This is a genomic window from Aliidiomarina sp., from assembly GCF_022565475.1.
In the GTDB taxonomy this organism is placed as follows: domain Bacteria; phylum Pseudomonadota; class Gammaproteobacteria; order Enterobacterales; family Alteromonadaceae; genus Aliidiomarina.
Genome location: NZ_JAIUMR010000002.1, coordinates 94,362 through 111,710, shown reverse-complemented (window position 1 = coordinate 111,710; position 17,349 = coordinate 94,362). Strand labels below are relative to the sequence as shown.

Below are 17,349 nucleotides of genomic sequence, written 5' to 3'. Positions count from 1 at the left end.
GTTACCTGTGTTGCATGTTCATTAAGACCGCCAGCGGCTCGGGCTTATAAAAATAAAACCCTTGCATGGCATGGCATTGTTTCTCGCGACAGAATTTCAGTTGCTCTTCTGTTTCTATACCTTCGACCACGACCACCTTGTTGAGGTTCAATGCAAGTGTAATGGCGGCATCCGCCACTTTAAACGCATCGGAGCCCGGTGTCAGGTCACTAATGAAGGCGCGATCGATCTTAATTACATCAACAGGCAGCTTATAAAGCAAACTTAAACTGGAATAACCGGTACCAAAGTCGTCGATGGCGACTTGAATACCGGAGTCGCGTAACGCTTCAAGGGTGGCTTTGGCGGTAATTTTGTCATCGAGGAACAAACTTTCTGTCACTTCGATTTGCAGCACCACATTGGATTCTTTCGCTTGCAGGTGAATCTCTTTAAGCAATTCAATAACGATACCGCGAGTAAAACAGAGCGGTGAAATATTCACCGATACATAGGTGCGCTCTTCGCCCCCTATAGCGGCAAGGCGTGGAATATCGGCACTGACCATGGCCAATATTTGTTCGGTGAGTTCGACGATTTGGCCGGTTTGTTCAGTGACGGGAATAAAAACACCGGGCGAAATCATGCTGCCGTCGTTTTGCGGCCAACGTGCAAGTGCTTCGAAACCTGAGATTTCCCCAGATTTGGTGCTGACGATAGGCTGATAATGGACGCGGAATTCATCATTGTTCAAACCCTGCTGAATCCGTGTGCGCAGGCGCAAGCGTTCGTTATAGCTCGCCAACATGTCTTTACGGAACCAGGTTGTTGTGTTCCCGCCCGCGGTTTTCGCCTCAGTCATGGCGATATCTGCACGCTGAATGAGCTCATCGGCGCTGTCGTTGCGCACACTCGCTTGCGCAACGCCAATGCTTGCTGAAATGACAACTTCGACGTCATCAATGACGTAGGGGCGTCTTAGTTCACGTTGAAAAGCGCCGGCCAACTTGGTGATCAATGCTTTATTGGTATGTTTCACCATGACCACGAATTCGTCGCTACTGAAGCGTGAAACAATCGCTTCGGTCGGTAACAAGGCTTTGATTCGGTTCCCGGTCTCATGGAGAATATGATTGCCGGCCTTCAACCCGAGCGTATCGTTGACGGTTTTAAAGCCATCAAGGTCGATGAACAGGACGTAGGTTGTCGCAATGTCTTCACTGATGCTGTACTGCAGAGCAAGCTCTTGTTCAAAAACATCGCGACGAATCAAATTGGTGACCCCATCAAAGGTCGCGAGTTGTTTAAGTTTCACTTCTTCTTGGCGCAAACGATTATTGGCGTCGATGACAATCACTAATAAGAATGAGACCAGGCCGCCAATCAGAAACACGAGCTTATTGACCCGGGCGCTGCGCCACAACTCGTCAGTATCATGCAAGGTCACGTAAAAGTTGAGCGGTGCATCCAGAATTTGATACGCATGTTCGATCGAGAACGGGTGCATTTGGTGAAAGTGGTCATTGGTAATGACATGAAACGGAACCGTATTCGCAGGCAAAATAATATTCGGGGCAATTTCTGTATAGACCGAAAACGCCTTGAGGAATTCGACCGTTTCAAAATCTAACAAGGCGCGTAGATCGACCGCCATGGTCGCCTGCTGATTTTGCTCGACGTTTGGACTGATAATTGGAGCGGTGAAAAACAGTACCGGTCGCTCCGCCATCACGGACGTTGCCGACATTGAGTAAGCCTCTTGCCCCATTTGACTTCGGAGCCAATTGGTCGGCGGTATCGCAAGCACCCGCAAATCGACTTCACAGGCTCGATTTTGCGCATGAACTAAATAAACAAAATCACCCGACCCCGAGTGCACACTAATTCCTAGCGCGGCAGGGAAGTCGCGTAATAACAGCTCGGAATCATGACGAAAAACTTCGAGATCTTCCGCGTTCTTAAAACTAGCGACGCGTTTTAAGGCGTCCCGTAACTCAATCAGTTGACTATCAATTTGACTGGCTATTTGCCCTTGTAGGATTTGCCCGCGTTCATTGACATCACGCACTGCTGCGGCAGAGAGTGAAAACCAAACGAGTAAGGTGATTAAGCTGACAACCACCGAAGGTGTTAATAATTTTCGGTCAAAGAACAGGGGCTCGCGGTACCAATGGGCGCGAATCAGCATCATGATGCACGTCAGCAACATCATCAACGCGACGGCAATGAAAATGACCGAGCCCGGTGCGTACGAGTGGGTCGTATTGGGAATCCAGCTGTAGACTATAATGGCGATGGCTATTGCCAATGAAAGCCAACCGGTAAACTTCCAAAGCTGTCTAACCCAACGCCATTTTAAGCTTAATGCAAAGGAAAGACCGAGTAGGAAGAGGTGAATCGCAACGGCAACAATGACCCAAGCAAAGTATTCGCGAACATCTAGACGGCCACTCGTCAGATTGACGTAGAGCGATATGGCCGCTAAGGCCATAAAGCCAACACCAAGCACAATTAGAATAATTGAATGACGACGGGCTGCAATTAAGAAGGCTAGTCCTGTGACCAATACAGCCGCAGTTGTGCGCATCGGAATAATGTCGATGAGCGTTTGCTGAGAGACACTGAAGTGGAAAAACGAACCGATAAGACCGAGCAGCACTGCGGTTAACGCAGCAAAGTAATACGCAGCACTGGCAGCAGTTCGAGAATTATACGTCACAGTAAGTACAACTTCCTTCATCCGGTTGCGACAATTTGTGTCACTTTCTTGCTATTCAACATGAAAAAAGTGCACTAGACAACCTTTGATTTACAAAACTTAACGAACGTTATTGTTCTTACTGATTTTATCGGCTGCCAACCACAAAACTTCACCGCCATTCCGTGAATTCGGGCTATAATCTGCCTGTGTTTTCGCTAAGTACTTCTGCGACGGACTGATTTATTTTTTCAGTATCGGCGAGCCCGCCTTTCATCACGGAGAAAAAAATGTTTCACATTGTTCTGCATACGCCCGTCATGCCGGCGAACACTGGCAATGTTATTCGTCTGGTGGCGAATAACGGCTGTACGTTGCATTTAATTGAACCGTTGGGCTTTGACTTTGAAGAGAAGAAATTACGCCGGGCGGGTCTGGATTATCATGATTTAAGTCGGGTTGAGCGCTATCCTAATTTCGCCGCGTTTGCCGCTAAATTTTCCGGTCATCGCATTTTTGCCATCACCACCAAAGGCTCGGTGAATTACACCGACGCACCGTTTCAAGCCGGTGATGTTTTGCTGTTTGGCTCAGAGACCAGTGGCTTGCCGCCGGAGGTCATGGAACAAATCGCACCGCAGCAGCGCTTGCGTGTGCCGATGATGCCGAATAATCGTTCACTGAACCTGTCCAACACGGTAGCTTTGGTCAGTTATGAAGCTTGGCGCCAGCTTGGTTTCGCTGGCGGGCTTTAGGCGTCGTCCTGAAAGAAAGTCATAACGGCTGCGATGGCCGGAGCTCGAATGGCATCGGTTTCCATTAAAATTTCATGTTTCGCACCCGCGACCGGTTCTAAACGGCTTTGCGGGTTCGGTAATTGATCAATAAAGCGCTTCTGTGGCTCGGCGGCAACGATGATGTCTTGATCGCCTTGGAGTAACAGCACAGGTATCTCGACTCGATGGGCGAGGCGCACCACTTCGTCGGCCGCAGCGACACCTTCGGCGACCCAATGATTGGTCGGCCCACCAACTTTAATTGCCGGTAAGTCCGTGTACATTTGTGAAAACCAATGGTATCGCGCTTCGCTGTGGGACAGGCGGTTAATCGCAAAGGGTTCGGTTGCGTAGTCGCCAGTACCGGGGGCATACCAATAGCGTTTCGGTGACAAGAGCTGATTCAGTGCAGCGAGTGACCGAGTCATAGGTTTTGCCAGCCATAACGGCCACGGTGCGGTGTTAATCCCCATCATCGGTGCGCTGAGCGCTGCTTTGCTAAATGGTGAGGGTTGGTAACCTTTGCGGCCGGCCACTTGCTGCAGGTAAAGCATGCTAATAGCGCCACCCATCGAATGCGCCAAGAGGAATACCGGTTGCGCTTGAAAATGGCCACGGAGATGGTCAAGCCACTCCGCAAAGTCCTCGGCATAATCAATAAATTGACCGACATGACCTTGCTGCGGGTTTGTGGTTAAGCGACTGGAATGGCCTTGACCACGATGGTCGATCATCGCCACTGCATAACCGGCGGCAACGAGTTCAAGCGCCACTTCCTGATATTTTATGTAGGATTCGACCCTGCCTGGAGAAATAACAACCCAAGCATTCGCCTCGTTCGGGCGGCACAAGCCATAATGGATTTCCTTACCGTCACGGCTGATAAATTCGCCGTGCTCAATGTGCCGATAGAAGCGCGTAAGACTGGACAAAGACCACTGCGACCACGCCGGATCCGTATCCAACGGCCGTTCAGCCAAAACCTCACCTGCTAATTGACGCAAATCCATAACCCTTCCTTTTCAGTAACTTACCGTTCTGGCTCGGAGCCGCAAAACCTATTGCGGCTCCGAGCCAGAATGTTTTTGCGATTGTACGTGAATGCGGGGCGATGACAAGATTAGCGGGGGAAGCTGACGGTGATTTCGAGGCCGCCTTCGGGGTGGTTGCGGGCGTGAATGTCGCCATCAAGGATAGCGACTGCGCGCTGACAAAGGGCTAGTCCAAGGCCGACGCCGGTGCCGTGGTGGCGTGATGTGTCGGCGCGATAGAAGGGTTCGAATAGTTTCGCCAGCTTTTCTTCTGGTGCGCCCGGTCCGTGATCACGAATCGTTAAAGCAAAATCTTCTCCTCTTGCCGTAGCCGAAATCTCGACGACGCCGTCTTGCGGGCCATATTGGAATGCATTGCGCACGAGATTCTCAACGATCATACGCAACAGCACCGGGTCGGTAGCAACCGTCGGTAGCTCGTTGGTTGGCAAAACAATTTGCCCGTGCCATTGGTCATCGCCAAGTTGGGCAATATAGAAGTAATCGAGGTCGTCTTTCAGCTCCTTTAAAAGCTTCACCACATCGACTTCGTCTTTCACTAACTTCTCGAGGCCATTTTCCAAGCGTGACAGCCATAAAATGGAGTCAATAATGGTACCCAAACGATAGATGTCTTTGTGCAATTGTTTGAAGTTACGGTTTTGGCGCAGCTCTGGCGTTTCCAATAAATCGAGCGCCACTTGCAAGCGTCCAACTGGCGAGCGCAGTTCGTGGGAGACGTCACTCAACAAACGGCGCTGGGCGTCTCTTGAGGTGGCTAAATCGAGCGCGGTACGCTTCAACGTACGCGCCAGCTCGCCAAGCTCATCGCGACGACGGGGCAAACGTTTTAAGTCGGGCTCTGCGGCACCAGCAGCAACTTCGCGCGTGGCATTGCGCAGTTGCTTGAGTGGCCGCACGAACCACCAACCGAGAATCAAAGCACCTAAGAACGATGCAATCACTGAAAACAGCGCCAGCCGAGGCAAGAAATCACGGTCTTCCTGACTTTCCTGAATCGCCTGCAGCTCGGCGGCTGTCGCTGGGCGACTAATCACCACAAAGCCTTCGTTACTTGCTAGCGGTCCCGCATAGACGCTGTCACCGACCACCATCTGCACCGGCTCGGGGCTCTCATACACCTGCATGGCCGCGGCTAATTCCATTTGCGACATCCCTGGTACAAACTCAAGGTCGCCTCGGCTAATTGCGATTAAACGATATTGACCAACCAGCAACCGACCTGGTTGCAGCAGTCCAGCACTGGATGGGTGGGTTAAAATAGGCGTGAGCGCTCGATCAAATTCGGCGCTCATCGGCTCTGGGCCGGGCGGTCGGGCTAAATAGAGAATGGCCGCAAACGCCGCCGCTGCGGTCAAGGTAATTAAAAACCAAAAGACGGTCAGGAGCCGAAAGGTCAGCGACTGATACCACCGCGTGCGGCGTTCAACCATAATTTACGATTCCAACAGCTCAGGTTCCATGACGCGATACCCGCGACCACGCACGGTTTGGATGCGGTCTGGATGGGTGGGTAATTTCTTCCGGATATTACTAATATGAACGTCTAGCGAGCGATCAAACGGCCCCAGTTGACGGCCTAGCACTTGCGCAGACAGCATTTCTTTGGTGACGAGCTGACCATGGTGCATGACCAATTGGCGCAGCACCTCAAATTCCGTCGGTGTTAAGGTCAGTTCGGCGTCGTCACAGGTCGCCGTTGCATTGGTGACGTCGAGCTCAAAGCCGGCAAAGCGAAGCTTCTCCACCACAGGTTTACTGTCTTGGCTCTTGCTGCGACGCAACAGTGCTTTGACACGGGCAATCAACTCCCGCGGATAGAAAGGTTTCGGCAGATAATCATCCGCACCTAACTCCAAACCGACGACGCGGTCAACGTCATCACCGCGAGCGGTCAACATTAAAACTGGGGTCTCAACCCCGCTCTGACGGAGTTGCTTGAGTACCTGTAAACCGTCAATCTCCGGCAGCATAATATCCAGCAAGATGAGCGCAAACGATTCGGAACTTGCGCGCGCAAGCCCTGCTTTACCGTCTTCGACATGGGTCACTTTAATACCTTCGCGTAAAAACACGTCGGTCAACATGCTGCCCAAATCACGATCGTCATCAATGAGTAAGATATGTACCACGGGATGTATCCTTTTCTGTTGTCGTACAAACAATCTAGCGTCTTTACATTCCAGCGCGAGTGCATTTGCACCTTCTTTACAATTGTAAAGACTAGTCCTTGGTGCTGTTGCGAGCCAGCTTTCGGGTCAGCGTATTGCGCCCCCAACCCAGCTTCGCCGCCGCTTGCTGGCGGTGCCCTGACGTGATCTTGAGGGCCTCGTCGATGGCGATCTGTTCCAGCTCTTGCGCAAATTCAGCGTAATCCGCATCGGTGGCAAAGACCTGCTGTAATTCATGGCGAAGCCCGTCACGCCACTCGGTGACCGGCTCGTCGTCGGCAGCAAAAGTTAAGGCGGGCAACTCATCCGTATCGACCACATCGCCACTGGCCATTACCGTCAGCCAGCGACACACGTTTTCAAGTTGGCGCACGTTACCTGGCCATTGCGCCTGTTCAAGTCGAGCCAAGGCGTCTGCGGTTAACCGCTTGGGTGACATCTGCAATTCTTCGGCAGCGCTTGCTAAAAAATGTTCCGTCAAGGCGGCAATATCACTGCGCCGCTCGGCCAACGTTGGCAAACGCAAATGAATGACGTTGAGACGGTGATACAAGTCTTCACGAAACGTGCCTTCAGCAATGGCTTTGCGCAAATCGATATGGGTCGCTGCAATCACGCGCACGTCGACGCTCACCAACTGATGACTGCCAACCGGATAGAACTGGCCTTCCGCCAATGCGCGTAACAAACGCGTTTGCACCGCTAACGGCATATCACCAATTTCATCGAGAAAGAGTGTCCCACCATTAGCTTGTTGAAAACGCCCCGGTCGGCGTGCTTGCGCACCGGTAAATGCACCTTTTTCGTGCCCAAACAACTCGGACTCAATCAGCTCACCCGGAATGGCTGCCATATTTAACGCAACAAACGGTTGTTCCGCACGCGGACTATGATCGTGTAAAGCGCGCGCGACAAGCTCTTTACCAGTGCCGGTTTGACCGGTAATTAAAACCGTCACGGATGAACGGGAAAGGCGGCCAATGGCACGGAACACTTCCTGCATGGCTGGCGACTCGCCAATCATGCCAGTGTCTTTTCCACGTTCTATCGGCTCGGGTTGGGTCGCTTGCTGTTTCAGTTTGACCGCCCGACCAGCGATGGCAAGGACTTCATTGAGGTCGAAAGGCTTAGGAATATATTCGAACGCCCCGCCCTTAAAGGCTTTCACGGCACTGTCGAGATCCGAGTGCGCAGTCATGACAATCACTGGTAAGTCCGGCCAGCGTTCCTGTAATTGCTGCAAAACCTGCATGCCGTCGATGCCAGGCATTTTTACGTCGGTAATCACTAAGTCTGGCGCACGTTCGGCACATGCCGGTTGCAAAGCTGCAAGAAACGCCGCAGGGTCCGAAAACACGCGCGGCTGCCAATCGTTCGCGGCATTAAATGCGCGCTCTAGCACCCAGCGAATAGAGCTGTCATCGTCAACGATCCAGACCTGATAGGTGCTCATGACGTTTCCTCCACTTCCGGACCTTGATAGGGTAAATACACGGTGAACTCGGTCAACTGTGGACGGCTACTCACTTCAATCTTACCTGCATGTTGATGCACCAACGACTGGGCAATGGAAAGCCCGAGGCCTGAACCATTCTCGCGGCCAGTCACTAGGGGATAAAACAAGGTGTCACGCAACTCAGCGGGCACCCCGGGACCGTCATCGTGCACGGTAATCAACAGGCATTGTCGGTATCGCGTGCCGTAAATGGTTTCTTGGTGACTGACCCGCGTGCGCACGACGATTTCACCCGCACTTCCGACTGCTTCCAGCGCGTTCTTCACCAAATTCAGTAAGACCTGTTCGATTTGCTCTGGGCTAATCCACAATGGCGGCACGCTCGGGTCGTAGTCTTTGCGAATGCGAACACTGGCCGGACATTCAAGTTGAATCAAATCAAGCACACGTGCCAACACCTCATGAATGTTGGTCTGGCGCCGCTCACTCGGCCGGTTCGGCCCGAGCAAACGGTCAACGAGGTTTCGCAAACGATCGGCCTGCGCCATGATCAATTGCGTAAATTCGCGTTGTGACTCTGGTAGCTCGGCGTCGAGTAATTGTGCCGCGCCGCGCAATCCACCGAGTGGGTTTTTAATCTCATGAGCCAAACCGCGCACCAGTTGCTGCGCAGCCGCGAGTTGATGTTGTTGTGTTTGTTCTTGATTAATGCGGCGAATTAAATCGATTTGGCGCATTTCCAGCAGAATCGATAAACCCTGACTCGGAACTTCGGCCACTGAGGCCGTGAGTTCGACGTTGACGCTTTTACCGTCGTGAAAAACCCAAGTCACATCGCTGTCGGACAGTGTTTGCTGCGACTGCAACACCCCAGGCAATAAGGCCAGATCAAAACTGCTGTAGCGCAGATGGCTATCGATCGGCGTGCCTTCGAGGCGCCGTGCACTGGCGGCAAAAATCGCGTCCGCCGCGGCATTCGCGTAACGTACTATGAGTTGGCCATCGAGTACTAAAATCGCCGTCACGAGCTGATCAGCGAGTGCTTCGGTCAGTTGTGGGGACATTGCTGGGGCCATGGCTCATCCTCTGGGTGAATCGAGAACTACGACGGCAGGGTGGAATACTTACAAATGGGTGCAGTCTGCCGATTGCAGTAGTTTGCACCAATTTGGTGCAAATGGCAATTGTTGCACCGAAATAGCCCGGCCTCGGGGAGAGGCCGGGCTATCCAAACTTAGCTTGAGTAGTACATATCAAACTCAATCGGGTGCACGGTCATGGCTAAACGCTCAACTTCTTTGCGTTTCAGTGCGATATAAGCATCGATCATGTCTTTGCTCATGACACCGCCAACCGTCAAGAAGTCATGGTCTTTTTCAAGTGCGTCTAAAGCCATGTCGAGTGAGCTTGCCACGGTTGGAATTTCTTTTGCTTCTTCCGGTGGCAAGTCGTACAAATCCTTGTCCATGGCATCGCCAGGGTGGATTTTATTCTGAATACCGTCCAAGCCAGCCATTAACAATGCGGTAAACGCAAGGTAAGGGTTCGCGAGTGGATCCGGGAAGCGCGCTTCAATGCGGCGACCTTTCGGGTTGGAAACCAATGGAATCCGAATCGACGCTGAACGGTTCCGTGCTGAGTAAGCCAACATGACCGGCGCTTCAAAGCCTGGCACCAAACGTTTATACGAGTTTGTTCCTGGGTTGGTAAATGCGTTCAATGCACGTGCGTGCTTAATAATACCGCCAATGTAGTAGAGTGCGGTTTCAGACAAGCCGCCGTATTTGTCGCCGGCAAACAGGTTCTTACCGTCTTTGGCCAGTGACATGTGTACGTGCATCCCAGAGCCGTTATCACCGACCAGTGGCTTCGGCATAAATGTTGCGGTCTTGCCATAGGCATGCGCAACGTTGTGCACCACGTATTTGAAAATCTGGATTTCGTCGGCTTTGTTGGTCAGGGTGTTGTATTTACACGCCACTTCGTTCTGACCCGCAGTCGCAACCTCATGGTGATGCGCTTCGACGACTAAACCCATCTCTTCCATGACTTCACACATTTCGCTGCGGATGTCATGTGACGAGTCAACTGGCGGCACTGGGAAGTAACCACCTTTCACGCCTGGGCGATGACCTTTGTTACCGCCTTCGTAGCTCTTACCCGAGTTCCATTTCGCTTCGATATCATCGATTTTATAGAACGAGCCGCTCATATCGGTATGGAAACGAACGTCATCAAACATAAAGAATTCTGGCTCTGGGCCCATCAATACGGTGTCTGCAAGACCCGTTGACGCGAGGTATTCTTCGGCACGCTGGGCAATCGAGCGTGGGTCACGGTCATAGCCCATGCGTGAATCTGGCTCAAGAATGGAACAACGGATGATCAGCGTTGGAATTTCTGAAAACGGATCCATAACCGCTGTATTCAGGTCAGGTTGCAACACCATGTCCGACTCGTTGATACCTTTCCAACCGGCGATGGACGAGCCATCAAACATTTTGCCGTCTTCGAAGAAGTCTTCGTCGATCTGAGAAACTGGAATGGTCACGTGCTGCTCTTTACCTTTGGTATCGGTAAAACGGAGATCAACAAAACGAACTTCATTTTCTTCGATAAGTTCCATAATTGCCTGAATCGACATGGGTGCCTCCACGGTAGCTGTCGGTAAACATAGTGTGCGCTGACGTTAAGTCTGGCGCAAAAATTAAGATTTGCTGGTTATGAAATAGCAATACCCATGCCAAGAAAGGTAACTATTTGATAAGTAGCTATTTTTATCTAATCTTCATCAATTTGGCGTGGCTATGGACAAACATCTGGCGCATTCTGCACTATTTTGGTGCGTTGGCAAAAGAAAACGCACCACAATGGTGCGTTTTCGTTGTTCTGGTTAAAGCGACAATAAGTATTCAATCAGCGCGTTATAATCGTCTTGCGTACGAATGTCATTGGGTAATGGTGACGCTAATAAATAACGCCCATTCACAACCACCGCCGGCACACCTTGAATTTCGTTCGTGGACATCTCGGACAGCGTCTGGCGTAAGATCTGCTCGACCTCGTCAGAGTCGGCTTGCGCAAACACGTCATTCGGGTCTAAGCCAAGGCGCGCCATAAACCCGGTTAATTGGTCGAGGTCTGGCAGCTGATTATTTTGGCTTGCATAAAACGCCAGCATTTCGGTCGCTATATCACGGTCGGTCAGTGACTGAATGGCATGAAACAAGGCACCATCGAAGGCCCAACGTTGATTAAATGCACCATGACGGCGCACCACAGTCACGTCTGGGAGCGCAGCTTTCACGCCCTGCATAATCGACTCGAAGTTTTGACACGCAGGACAGCCCACCCATAAATATTCGACGATGAACGGCTCTTGCTGGTCTTGCTGAACAGGCTCTGCGAGAACACGGTAGTAGGTGCCTTCCGCATACGCAGGAGCGACCGAACCCGTTGCAGGGCTTTCTGCACTCGGCACCGGTGCCTCGGAGCACGCCGCTAGAAATAACGACATGAACGCTATAAATGTAAATTTGCTGAGGTTGCGGATGAGCAACATAAATGAATTCCTTAAAGCGAACGCGAACGAATAGAAAAATTAAAAGTGAAAAAAAGGTACAGTTTCGTCACCACTTTTCTCACTAAGTACTGCTATAGTGATAGAAACTACGCATGTGTTCAAGGAAGAGTTTAAAAGGTGGCGCCCGTGAGAGACGAGACTGCATCCGTAAAAAGCTATGATGTCAGTGATGAGAAACGCTTAGAGGCACTCTATCGCTACAATATTCTTGATACCGACTTCGACCCATGCTTTGATGACTTAGCGGAACTGGGTGCTTATATTTGTGAGATGCCCATCGCTGTGATTAACTTTGTCGACAAGGATCGGCAGTGGTTTAAGTCTGAAATTGGTTTAGGCGTCCGCGAAACAGCGCTCGATGTTTCCGTGTGTAAACATGCCATTTTGCAGCCCGGTTTGTTCGTCGTTCCAGACATGACGAAAGATGAACGTTTCGCGAACTATGATCTTGTCACCGGCGAGCCGCACTTGCGATTTTATGCCGGTGCCTTGCTGGAAAGCTCTGACGGCTTCCCTTTAGGGACCTTTTGCGTGCTCGACTATCAGCCACGAGAGCTAACTGCACAACAACAGAAAGCGCTGAAAACACTGGCACGGCAAGTGATGAACCAGCTCGAGTTGATGAAAATCAACGCCGAACAACGGGAAACCTTAAAAGACTTAGAGCGCTCGCATAAACTCCTCGAAATTGAAGCCAGCACCGATGAGCTCACGCAATTGGCCAATCGCCGTGCAATCACCCATGCGCTTCAGCATGAGTTAAGCCTAATGCAAAGCATGCGTCGACCCAGCTCGGCATTACTCCTCGACTTGGACTTTTTTAAAGCGGTCAATGACCAACACGGCCACTTGGTCGGCGACGAAGTGTTAAAAGAGTTTGCAGCCTTTTGTAATCACGAATTTCGTAGCTCTGACCTCATTGGACGTTGGGGTGGCGAAGAGTTCGTGTTTATTCTCCCCGGCAGTGATATCGCTGTGGCACAAAAAGTGGTGACACGCTTCCAAGAAAAATTGAAGACTAAATCGTTTACCAAAGCTCGCATTCAATTGTCGTTCAGCGCCGGCTTAATCGAATTAAATACATCCACGTCACCAAAATCGACGTTCAAAAAGCTGGATGACTTACTCTACCAAGCCAAAACCGAAGGACGTGACCAGATTATTTGCGCAGCGAACTAGGCTAGAGCCCTTACTAAAGGTTACAGAATCGTTAAATTTAGCACCTGCTGTACAAGAGGTGCTTTTTTATTCACCAAAAACCACGTACAATCCGCCCCCCTATGGCCGAATCGGCCCTACATTACAGGTTACAAATACGGTTTATGTCTAAAGCTATTGAGAAAATTCGCAATATCGCAATTATCGCCCACGTTGACCACGGTAAAACCACCTTGGTTGATAAGCTTCTGCAGCAAAGCGGCACCCTTGAAAGCCGCGGCGAGCAGCAAGAGCGTATCATGGACTCTAACGATCTTGAGCGCGAGCGCGGTATTACCATTCTTGCCAAAAACACAGCGATCAACTGGGGTGATTACCACATCAATATCCTTGATACCCCTGGCCACGCTGACTTTGGTGGCGAAGTGGAGCGCGTTCTTTCCATGGCAGACTCTGTATTGTTGCTGGTTGACGCGGTTGACGGTCCAATGCCACAAACGCGTTTTGTGACGCAAAAAGCATTTGCTCACGGTTTGAACCCGATTCTTGTCGTGAACAAAGTTGACCGCCCTGGCGCGCGGGTTGACTGGGTTGTCGACCAAGTTTTTGATTTATTCGACAACCTTGGTGCCACCGACAAACAGCTCGATTTCCCAATCGTTTACGCGTCGGCGTTAAACGGTTTTGCGTCGTTGGATTCTGAAGTTCATGGCACCGACATGACGCCATTGTTCGAAACCATCGTGCGTGAAGTTGCACCACCGGTTGCTGAAATCGACGGCCCACTTCAGCTTCAGATTTCGCAATTAGACTATTCAAGCTACTTAGGTGTTATCGGTATTGGTCGCATTCGTCGCGGCACCGTGAAGCCGAACCAGCAAGTCACTGTAGTTGGAGCCGACGGCAAAACTCGTAACGGTAAAATCGGCGTGGTCTTCGGTTACCTTGGCTTAGACCGGATGGAAGTTGACTCTTCACACGCTGGCGACATTTGCGCGATTACCGGTTTAGGTGAGCTGAAAATTTCTGACACCATCTGTGCGGTTGGCCACAATGAAGCTTTACCGCCATTGAGCGTTGATGAACCAACCGTGACGATGACTTTCCAAGTCAACACCTCACCATTTGCTGGTAAAGAAGGTAAGTACGTCACCTCACGTCAAATTCTTGAGCGTTTGCAGCAAGAACTGGTGCACAACGTTGCCTTACGCGTTGAAGAAATGCCAGATCCAGACAAGTTCCGGGTGTCTGGACGTGGTGAACTGCACTTAGGCGTTCTGATTGAAAACATGCGTCGTGAAGGCTTCGAGTTAGCTGTATCACGCCCAGAAGTTATCATTAAGTACGAAGACGGCCAGAAAATGGAACCGTACGAAACCTTAACCGTCGACATCGAAGAGCAGCATCAAGGCTCTGTCATGGAAGCTTTAGGTTTACGTAAAGCCGAAATGACGGACATGTCACCAGACGGCAAAGGCCGCGTGCGTATCGACTTCATGGTGCCTAGCCGTGGCTTAATCGGTTTCCAAACGGAGTTTATGACGCTCACTTCAGGTACGGGTTTGGTGTATCACGCGTTTGATCATTACGGCCCACACAAAGGCGGTAAAATCGGTCAGCGAATTAACGGCGTACTGATTTCCAATGCGCAAGGTAAAGCATTGGCCTATGCCTTGTTTAACCTCCAAGAGCGTGGTCGTTTGTTCGCATCACACGCAGATGAAGTCTACGAAGGTCAGATTATCGGTATTCACAACCGAGCTAACGACTTGACGGTAAACTGCTTGAAAGGTAAGCAGCTGACCAACATCCGTGCGGCAGGTACTGACGAAGCGTTAACCTTGACCCCGCCAATTAAGATGAGTCTTGAGCGTGCGCTTGAGTTCATTGATAACGATGAGCTGGTTGAAGTCACTCCGAAGTCCATTCGTGTGCGGAAGAAACTTTTGACCGAGAACGAGCGTAAGCGCGCTTCTCGTGAGTCTGAAAGCGCTGAGTAATACTCCGCCTCTCACGCAAAAGCCCTACTGTGAAGTAGGGCTTTTTTGTTGCCAAAATTGGCAGAACAGATGGCTATTAGCTGAGCAACAGCATTTACTCGCTAATGACCACTTGGTTGCGCCCATTAGCCTTGGCTTTATATAACGCTACATCGGCGCGCTTTAACGCCCCTTCCCAATCCGATAAAAACTGTACCGCGGCTAACCCAATACTTACCGTAATTTTTGGCACTTTGCTGCTTTGGTCGCTCTCCTCCTGAATATGTAAGCGCAATGCGTTCGCCTTTGCTTGCGCCTGCTCAGAATCGCCTCGTACCAATATCATAAATTCTTCACCGCCCCAGCGGCAATATAACTCTCCTGAACTGAGCGAGTCACGCAGACACTCAGCCACGAGCTCCAAAGCGACATCACCAGTATCATGACCATACTGATCGTTGACTGCCTTAAATCGGTCGATATCAAGCATTAACAGGGTGTAGTCTCGTGTATGCCAGCTGGGTGAGTTGCGCTTTTCGGTAATTTTTACCCGAGCCTCGGTATTTTCCTGCAGCCGTTTTTTGGCTAGCACGCTGAAATATGAGCGGTTAAATAAACCTGTTAAGCTATCATGCTGCGCCCAAAATTTAGCTTCTTTATAGAGGCGACGTTGACGCATTAGTACCGCCGCGAACACCGCGGCTACAATAAAAAATAATACCAACTGAATTAAGTATCGCGGCCAAGCTTCGCTGAAAAAACGGTATGGGCTTATCTTCAATACCACGCCCACGGGTTTCTCAGATGACTCGCTAAGGAGCGGAGATAGTTGCACTGAATAGCTCATTAGCCCCAGCCGAATCACTGTAAAAAAGGATTGTTGCCGCTCTATAGCATTAACCACTGATGCTCGTTTACTCAGTTTCTCAATAATTATTGCTTTTTCTGTTGGCGTTACGCGCTGAAATTCGCCACTGTAATTTGCAAGTTCATTCTGTATCACTAAGTTTGGGTGGAGTGGATGAGTTGCATAATTACCCTGCTCTTGAGCAAAAACCGTGTTTGCCACCACGTTCTCATACAGCAAAAAATCGACTTCACTTTCCATGTTGCGTTGAAAGACCCGCTTAAAGCTTAATAATGAATTAGATATTTCTACACTGCCAAGATGTTCACCATTATCAAGCAATGGGTAAACATGGCGATAGCCATTAAAAATACGCCCCTCTTCAAACCCATGAAATGGCTTTAATCTATTGTTAGCATAAACAACTGAAGGCCTTACCGGGGTTAAATCATCACCAAACAATTCAGGTCGATGAAAGCGCAAAAAGCTGTGGTTATTAGGTAAGTGAAAATGTAACTGCTGAATATCTGCTGCTTTTAGTGCTTGGTAAGCTGGCCCAAGTGTGCTGTGTAATTCTTGTCGAGCAGCGTTTTGCGTAGCACTATCTTCACTATTAGCTTGGCGCATCAATTGATAAATGATGGGCTGGTTAATAAGGGAATGAAATACTGTATCCGACAAAGTTGCTGTTGCTTGAATATGGGATGTAAAACTTTGCTCATAGTGATCGTGCTGATGCCGAGCAAAGTGCTCGGTTTCACGCACCACGGTGTACAGGAAACTGGCCGATAAAACAGCGAAAATTACCGCGCTAGCTACCGCTACCGGTAACCAGCGGGTTGGCTGGATTTCGTTATAAACCAACTTGAACAAAGATCACCCAGTAAATATCATATATTAACAACTGCTTATTGTAGGCACCGAGGAAATGAAATTACAGAGTTAATTACGGAAAAGTGCTTGAAAGCGACTTACCCAACTTAATTGCTGGGTAGGATTACGCCATAAATCACGGCAAAATAGTGCGCAATGCTGGCCGCTAAGACAAACACATGCCAAATTGCATGGTGATACACCATTTGCTTACGCACATAAAAAATCACCCCCAGCGAATACAATAAGCCGCCGGCAAGTAAAAGTAGTAAGCCCGTGGTGTTGACCAGTTCCAGCATGGGTTTAATCGCCACGAGAGCCATCCAGCCGAGACCTAAATACAAAGAGAGGGATAACCACTTGATTCGCTCTTTTTTGAGAATTTCTAATAGCACACCGCCAAGTGCGATACTCCAAATGATAATGAATAGCGTCCAGCCCCATGGCCCGCGCAAGTTCACCAATAGAAACGGCGTATAGGTACCGGCGATAAGCAAGAAGATAGCGGCGTGATCCATGAGTTGGAAAAACCGTTTCGCCCGCGGGTTTGTAATTGCGTGATAGAGCGTCGAGGCGGAATAAAGGAGTATCATTGAGGCGCCGTAAATCGACACGCTGACCACATGCCAAACGTCGCCGTACTCGAAGGCAAGCCAGAGCATCACGATCAAGCCGACAACGCCAAGAACCGCGCCAATACCGTGGCTGACTGAGTGGGCTATTTCTTCTCCAAGTGAGTATTTTGCTTTCGTTGAACTCATAAAAACACCTCTGACC

The 17,349-nt window shown here is 50.2% G+C and carries 13 protein-coding genes; 3 read left to right on the top strand and 10 right to left on the bottom strand.

All coding sequences use genetic code 11. The features are described 5' to 3' along the window. Position 1 precedes the first annotated feature (1 nt). Positions 2-2,698 carry an EAL domain-containing protein gene (locus LAT77_RS02260; RefSeq protein WP_290562922.1) on the bottom strand — a complete coding sequence of 899 codons (2,697 nt, stop codon included), beginning with the start codon at positions 2,696-2,698 and terminating at the stop codon, positions 2-4. Between the two features lie 269 nt (positions 2,699-2,967). On the opposite strand from LAT77_RS02260, the gene LAT77_RS02255 reads away from it, so the two are divergent. Next, entirely contained in the window at positions 2,968-3,432 is a 465-nt protein-coding gene (locus tag LAT77_RS02255; RefSeq protein WP_290562921.1) for a tRNA (cytidine(34)-2'-O)-methyltransferase, read from the top strand. Here LAT77_RS02255 and LAT77_RS02250 read toward each other — a convergent pair. From LAT77_RS02250 to LAT77_RS02220, 7 genes are all read right to left on the bottom strand, one after another. Beyond that, complete coding sequence (locus LAT77_RS02250) at positions 3,429-4,463, bottom strand: alpha/beta fold hydrolase (protein ID WP_290562920.1); 1,035 nt, start codon at positions 4,461-4,463, stop codon at positions 3,429-3,431. The genes LAT77_RS02255 and LAT77_RS02250 overlap by 4 nt on opposite strands. Before the next feature lie 110 nt (positions 4,464-4,573). Then, positions 4,574-5,938, bottom strand: coding sequence for a HAMP domain-containing sensor histidine kinase (locus LAT77_RS02245; RefSeq protein WP_290562919.1), 1,365 nt, complete (start codon positions 5,936-5,938; stop codon positions 4,574-4,576). A 3-nt stretch (positions 5,939-5,941) separates the two neighbouring features. Next, the gene (locus tag LAT77_RS02240) at positions 5,942-6,637 is read right to left on the bottom strand and encodes a response regulator transcription factor (protein WP_290562918.1); all 696 of its coding nucleotides are present in this window, start codon (positions 6,635-6,637) and stop codon (positions 5,942-5,944) included. Between the two features lie 91 nt (positions 6,638-6,728). Continuing rightward, a complete protein-coding gene (gene ntrC / locus LAT77_RS02235) occupies positions 6,729-8,129 on the bottom strand; it encodes a nitrogen regulation protein NR(I) (RefSeq protein WP_290562917.1) in 1,401 nt (466 codons plus the stop codon). Next, complete coding sequence (gene glnL / locus LAT77_RS02230; RefSeq protein WP_290562916.1) at positions 8,126-9,208, bottom strand: nitrogen regulation protein NR(II); 1,083 nt, start codon at positions 9,206-9,208, stop codon at positions 8,126-8,128. The genes ntrC and glnL overlap by 4 nt, the downstream gene beginning before the upstream one ends. Before the next feature lie 158 nt (positions 9,209-9,366). After that, on the bottom strand, positions 9,367-10,776 hold the full coding sequence (glnA, locus tag LAT77_RS02225) for a glutamate--ammonia ligase (protein ID WP_290562915.1): 1,410 nt from the start codon (positions 10,774-10,776) through the stop codon (positions 9,367-9,369). A 249-nt stretch (positions 10,777-11,025) separates the two neighbouring features. Continuing rightward, positions 11,026-11,694, bottom strand: a complete 669-nt coding sequence (locus LAT77_RS02220; RefSeq protein WP_290562914.1) for a DsbA family protein — start codon at positions 11,692-11,694, stop codon at positions 11,026-11,028. 147 nt (positions 11,695-11,841) lie between these two features. Here LAT77_RS02220 and LAT77_RS02215 point away from each other — a divergent pair, with 147 nt between their 5' ends. After that, positions 11,842-12,894 carry a sensor domain-containing diguanylate cyclase gene (locus LAT77_RS02215; RefSeq protein ID WP_290562913.1) on the top strand — a complete coding sequence of 351 codons (1,053 nt, stop codon included), beginning with the start codon at positions 11,842-11,844 and terminating at the stop codon, positions 12,892-12,894. Between the two features lie 143 nt (positions 12,895-13,037). Continuing rightward, on the top strand, positions 13,038-14,873 hold the full coding sequence (gene typA / locus LAT77_RS02210; RefSeq protein ID WP_290562912.1) for a translational GTPase TypA: 1,836 nt from the start codon (positions 13,038-13,040) through the stop codon (positions 14,871-14,873). Positions 14,874-14,967: 94 nt separating this feature from the next. On the opposite strand, the gene LAT77_RS02205 is transcribed toward typA, so the two are convergent. Together LAT77_RS02205 and LAT77_RS02200 are read right to left on the bottom strand one after the other, a co-directional pair. Continuing rightward, positions 14,968-16,464 (bottom strand): diguanylate cyclase, encoded by a 1,497-nt coding sequence (locus LAT77_RS02205; protein WP_290563123.1) that lies wholly within the window; start codon positions 16,462-16,464, stop codon positions 14,968-14,970. A 215-nt stretch (positions 16,465-16,679) separates the two neighbouring features. Beyond that, the gene (locus tag LAT77_RS02200; RefSeq protein ID WP_290562911.1) at positions 16,680-17,333 is read right to left on the bottom strand and encodes a hemolysin III family protein; all 654 of its coding nucleotides are present in this window, start codon (positions 17,331-17,333) and stop codon (positions 16,680-16,682) included. Between the last annotated feature and the right edge of the window lie 16 nt (positions 17,334-17,349).

Bases quoted from the DNA above. Each gene is read 5' to 3' on its own strand.
- LAT77_RS02250 (WP_290562920.1), bottom strand. From the start codon at position 4,463: ATGGATTTGCGTCAATTAGCAGGTGAGGTTTTGGCTGAACGGCCGTTG.
- LAT77_RS02245 (WP_290562919.1), bottom strand. From the start codon at position 5,938: ATGGTTGAACGCCGCACGCGGTGGTATCAGTCGCTGACCTTTCGGCTC.
- glnA (WP_290562915.1), bottom strand. From the start codon at position 10,776: ATGTCGATTCAGGCAATTATGGAACTTATCGAAGAAAATGAAGTTCGT.
- LAT77_RS02200 (WP_290562911.1), bottom strand. From the start codon at position 17,333: ATGAGTTCAACGAAAGCAAAATACTCACTTGGAGAAGAAATAGCCCAC.
- LAT77_RS02255 (WP_290562921.1), top strand. From the start codon at position 2,968: ATGTTTCACATTGTTCTGCATACGCCCGTCATGCCGGCGAACACTGGC.
- typA (WP_290562912.1), top strand. From the start codon at position 13,038: ATGTCTAAAGCTATTGAGAAAATTCGCAATATCGCAATTATCGCCCAC.
- ntrC (WP_290562917.1), bottom strand. From the start codon at position 8,129: ATGAGCACCTATCAGGTCTGGATCGTTGACGATGACAGCTCTATTCGC.
- LAT77_RS02220 (WP_290562914.1), bottom strand. From the start codon at position 11,694: ATGTTGCTCATCCGCAACCTCAGCAAATTTACATTTATAGCGTTCATG.
- glnL (WP_290562916.1), bottom strand. From the start codon at position 9,208: ATGGCCCCAGCAATGTCCCCACAACTGACCGAAGCACTCGCTGATCAG.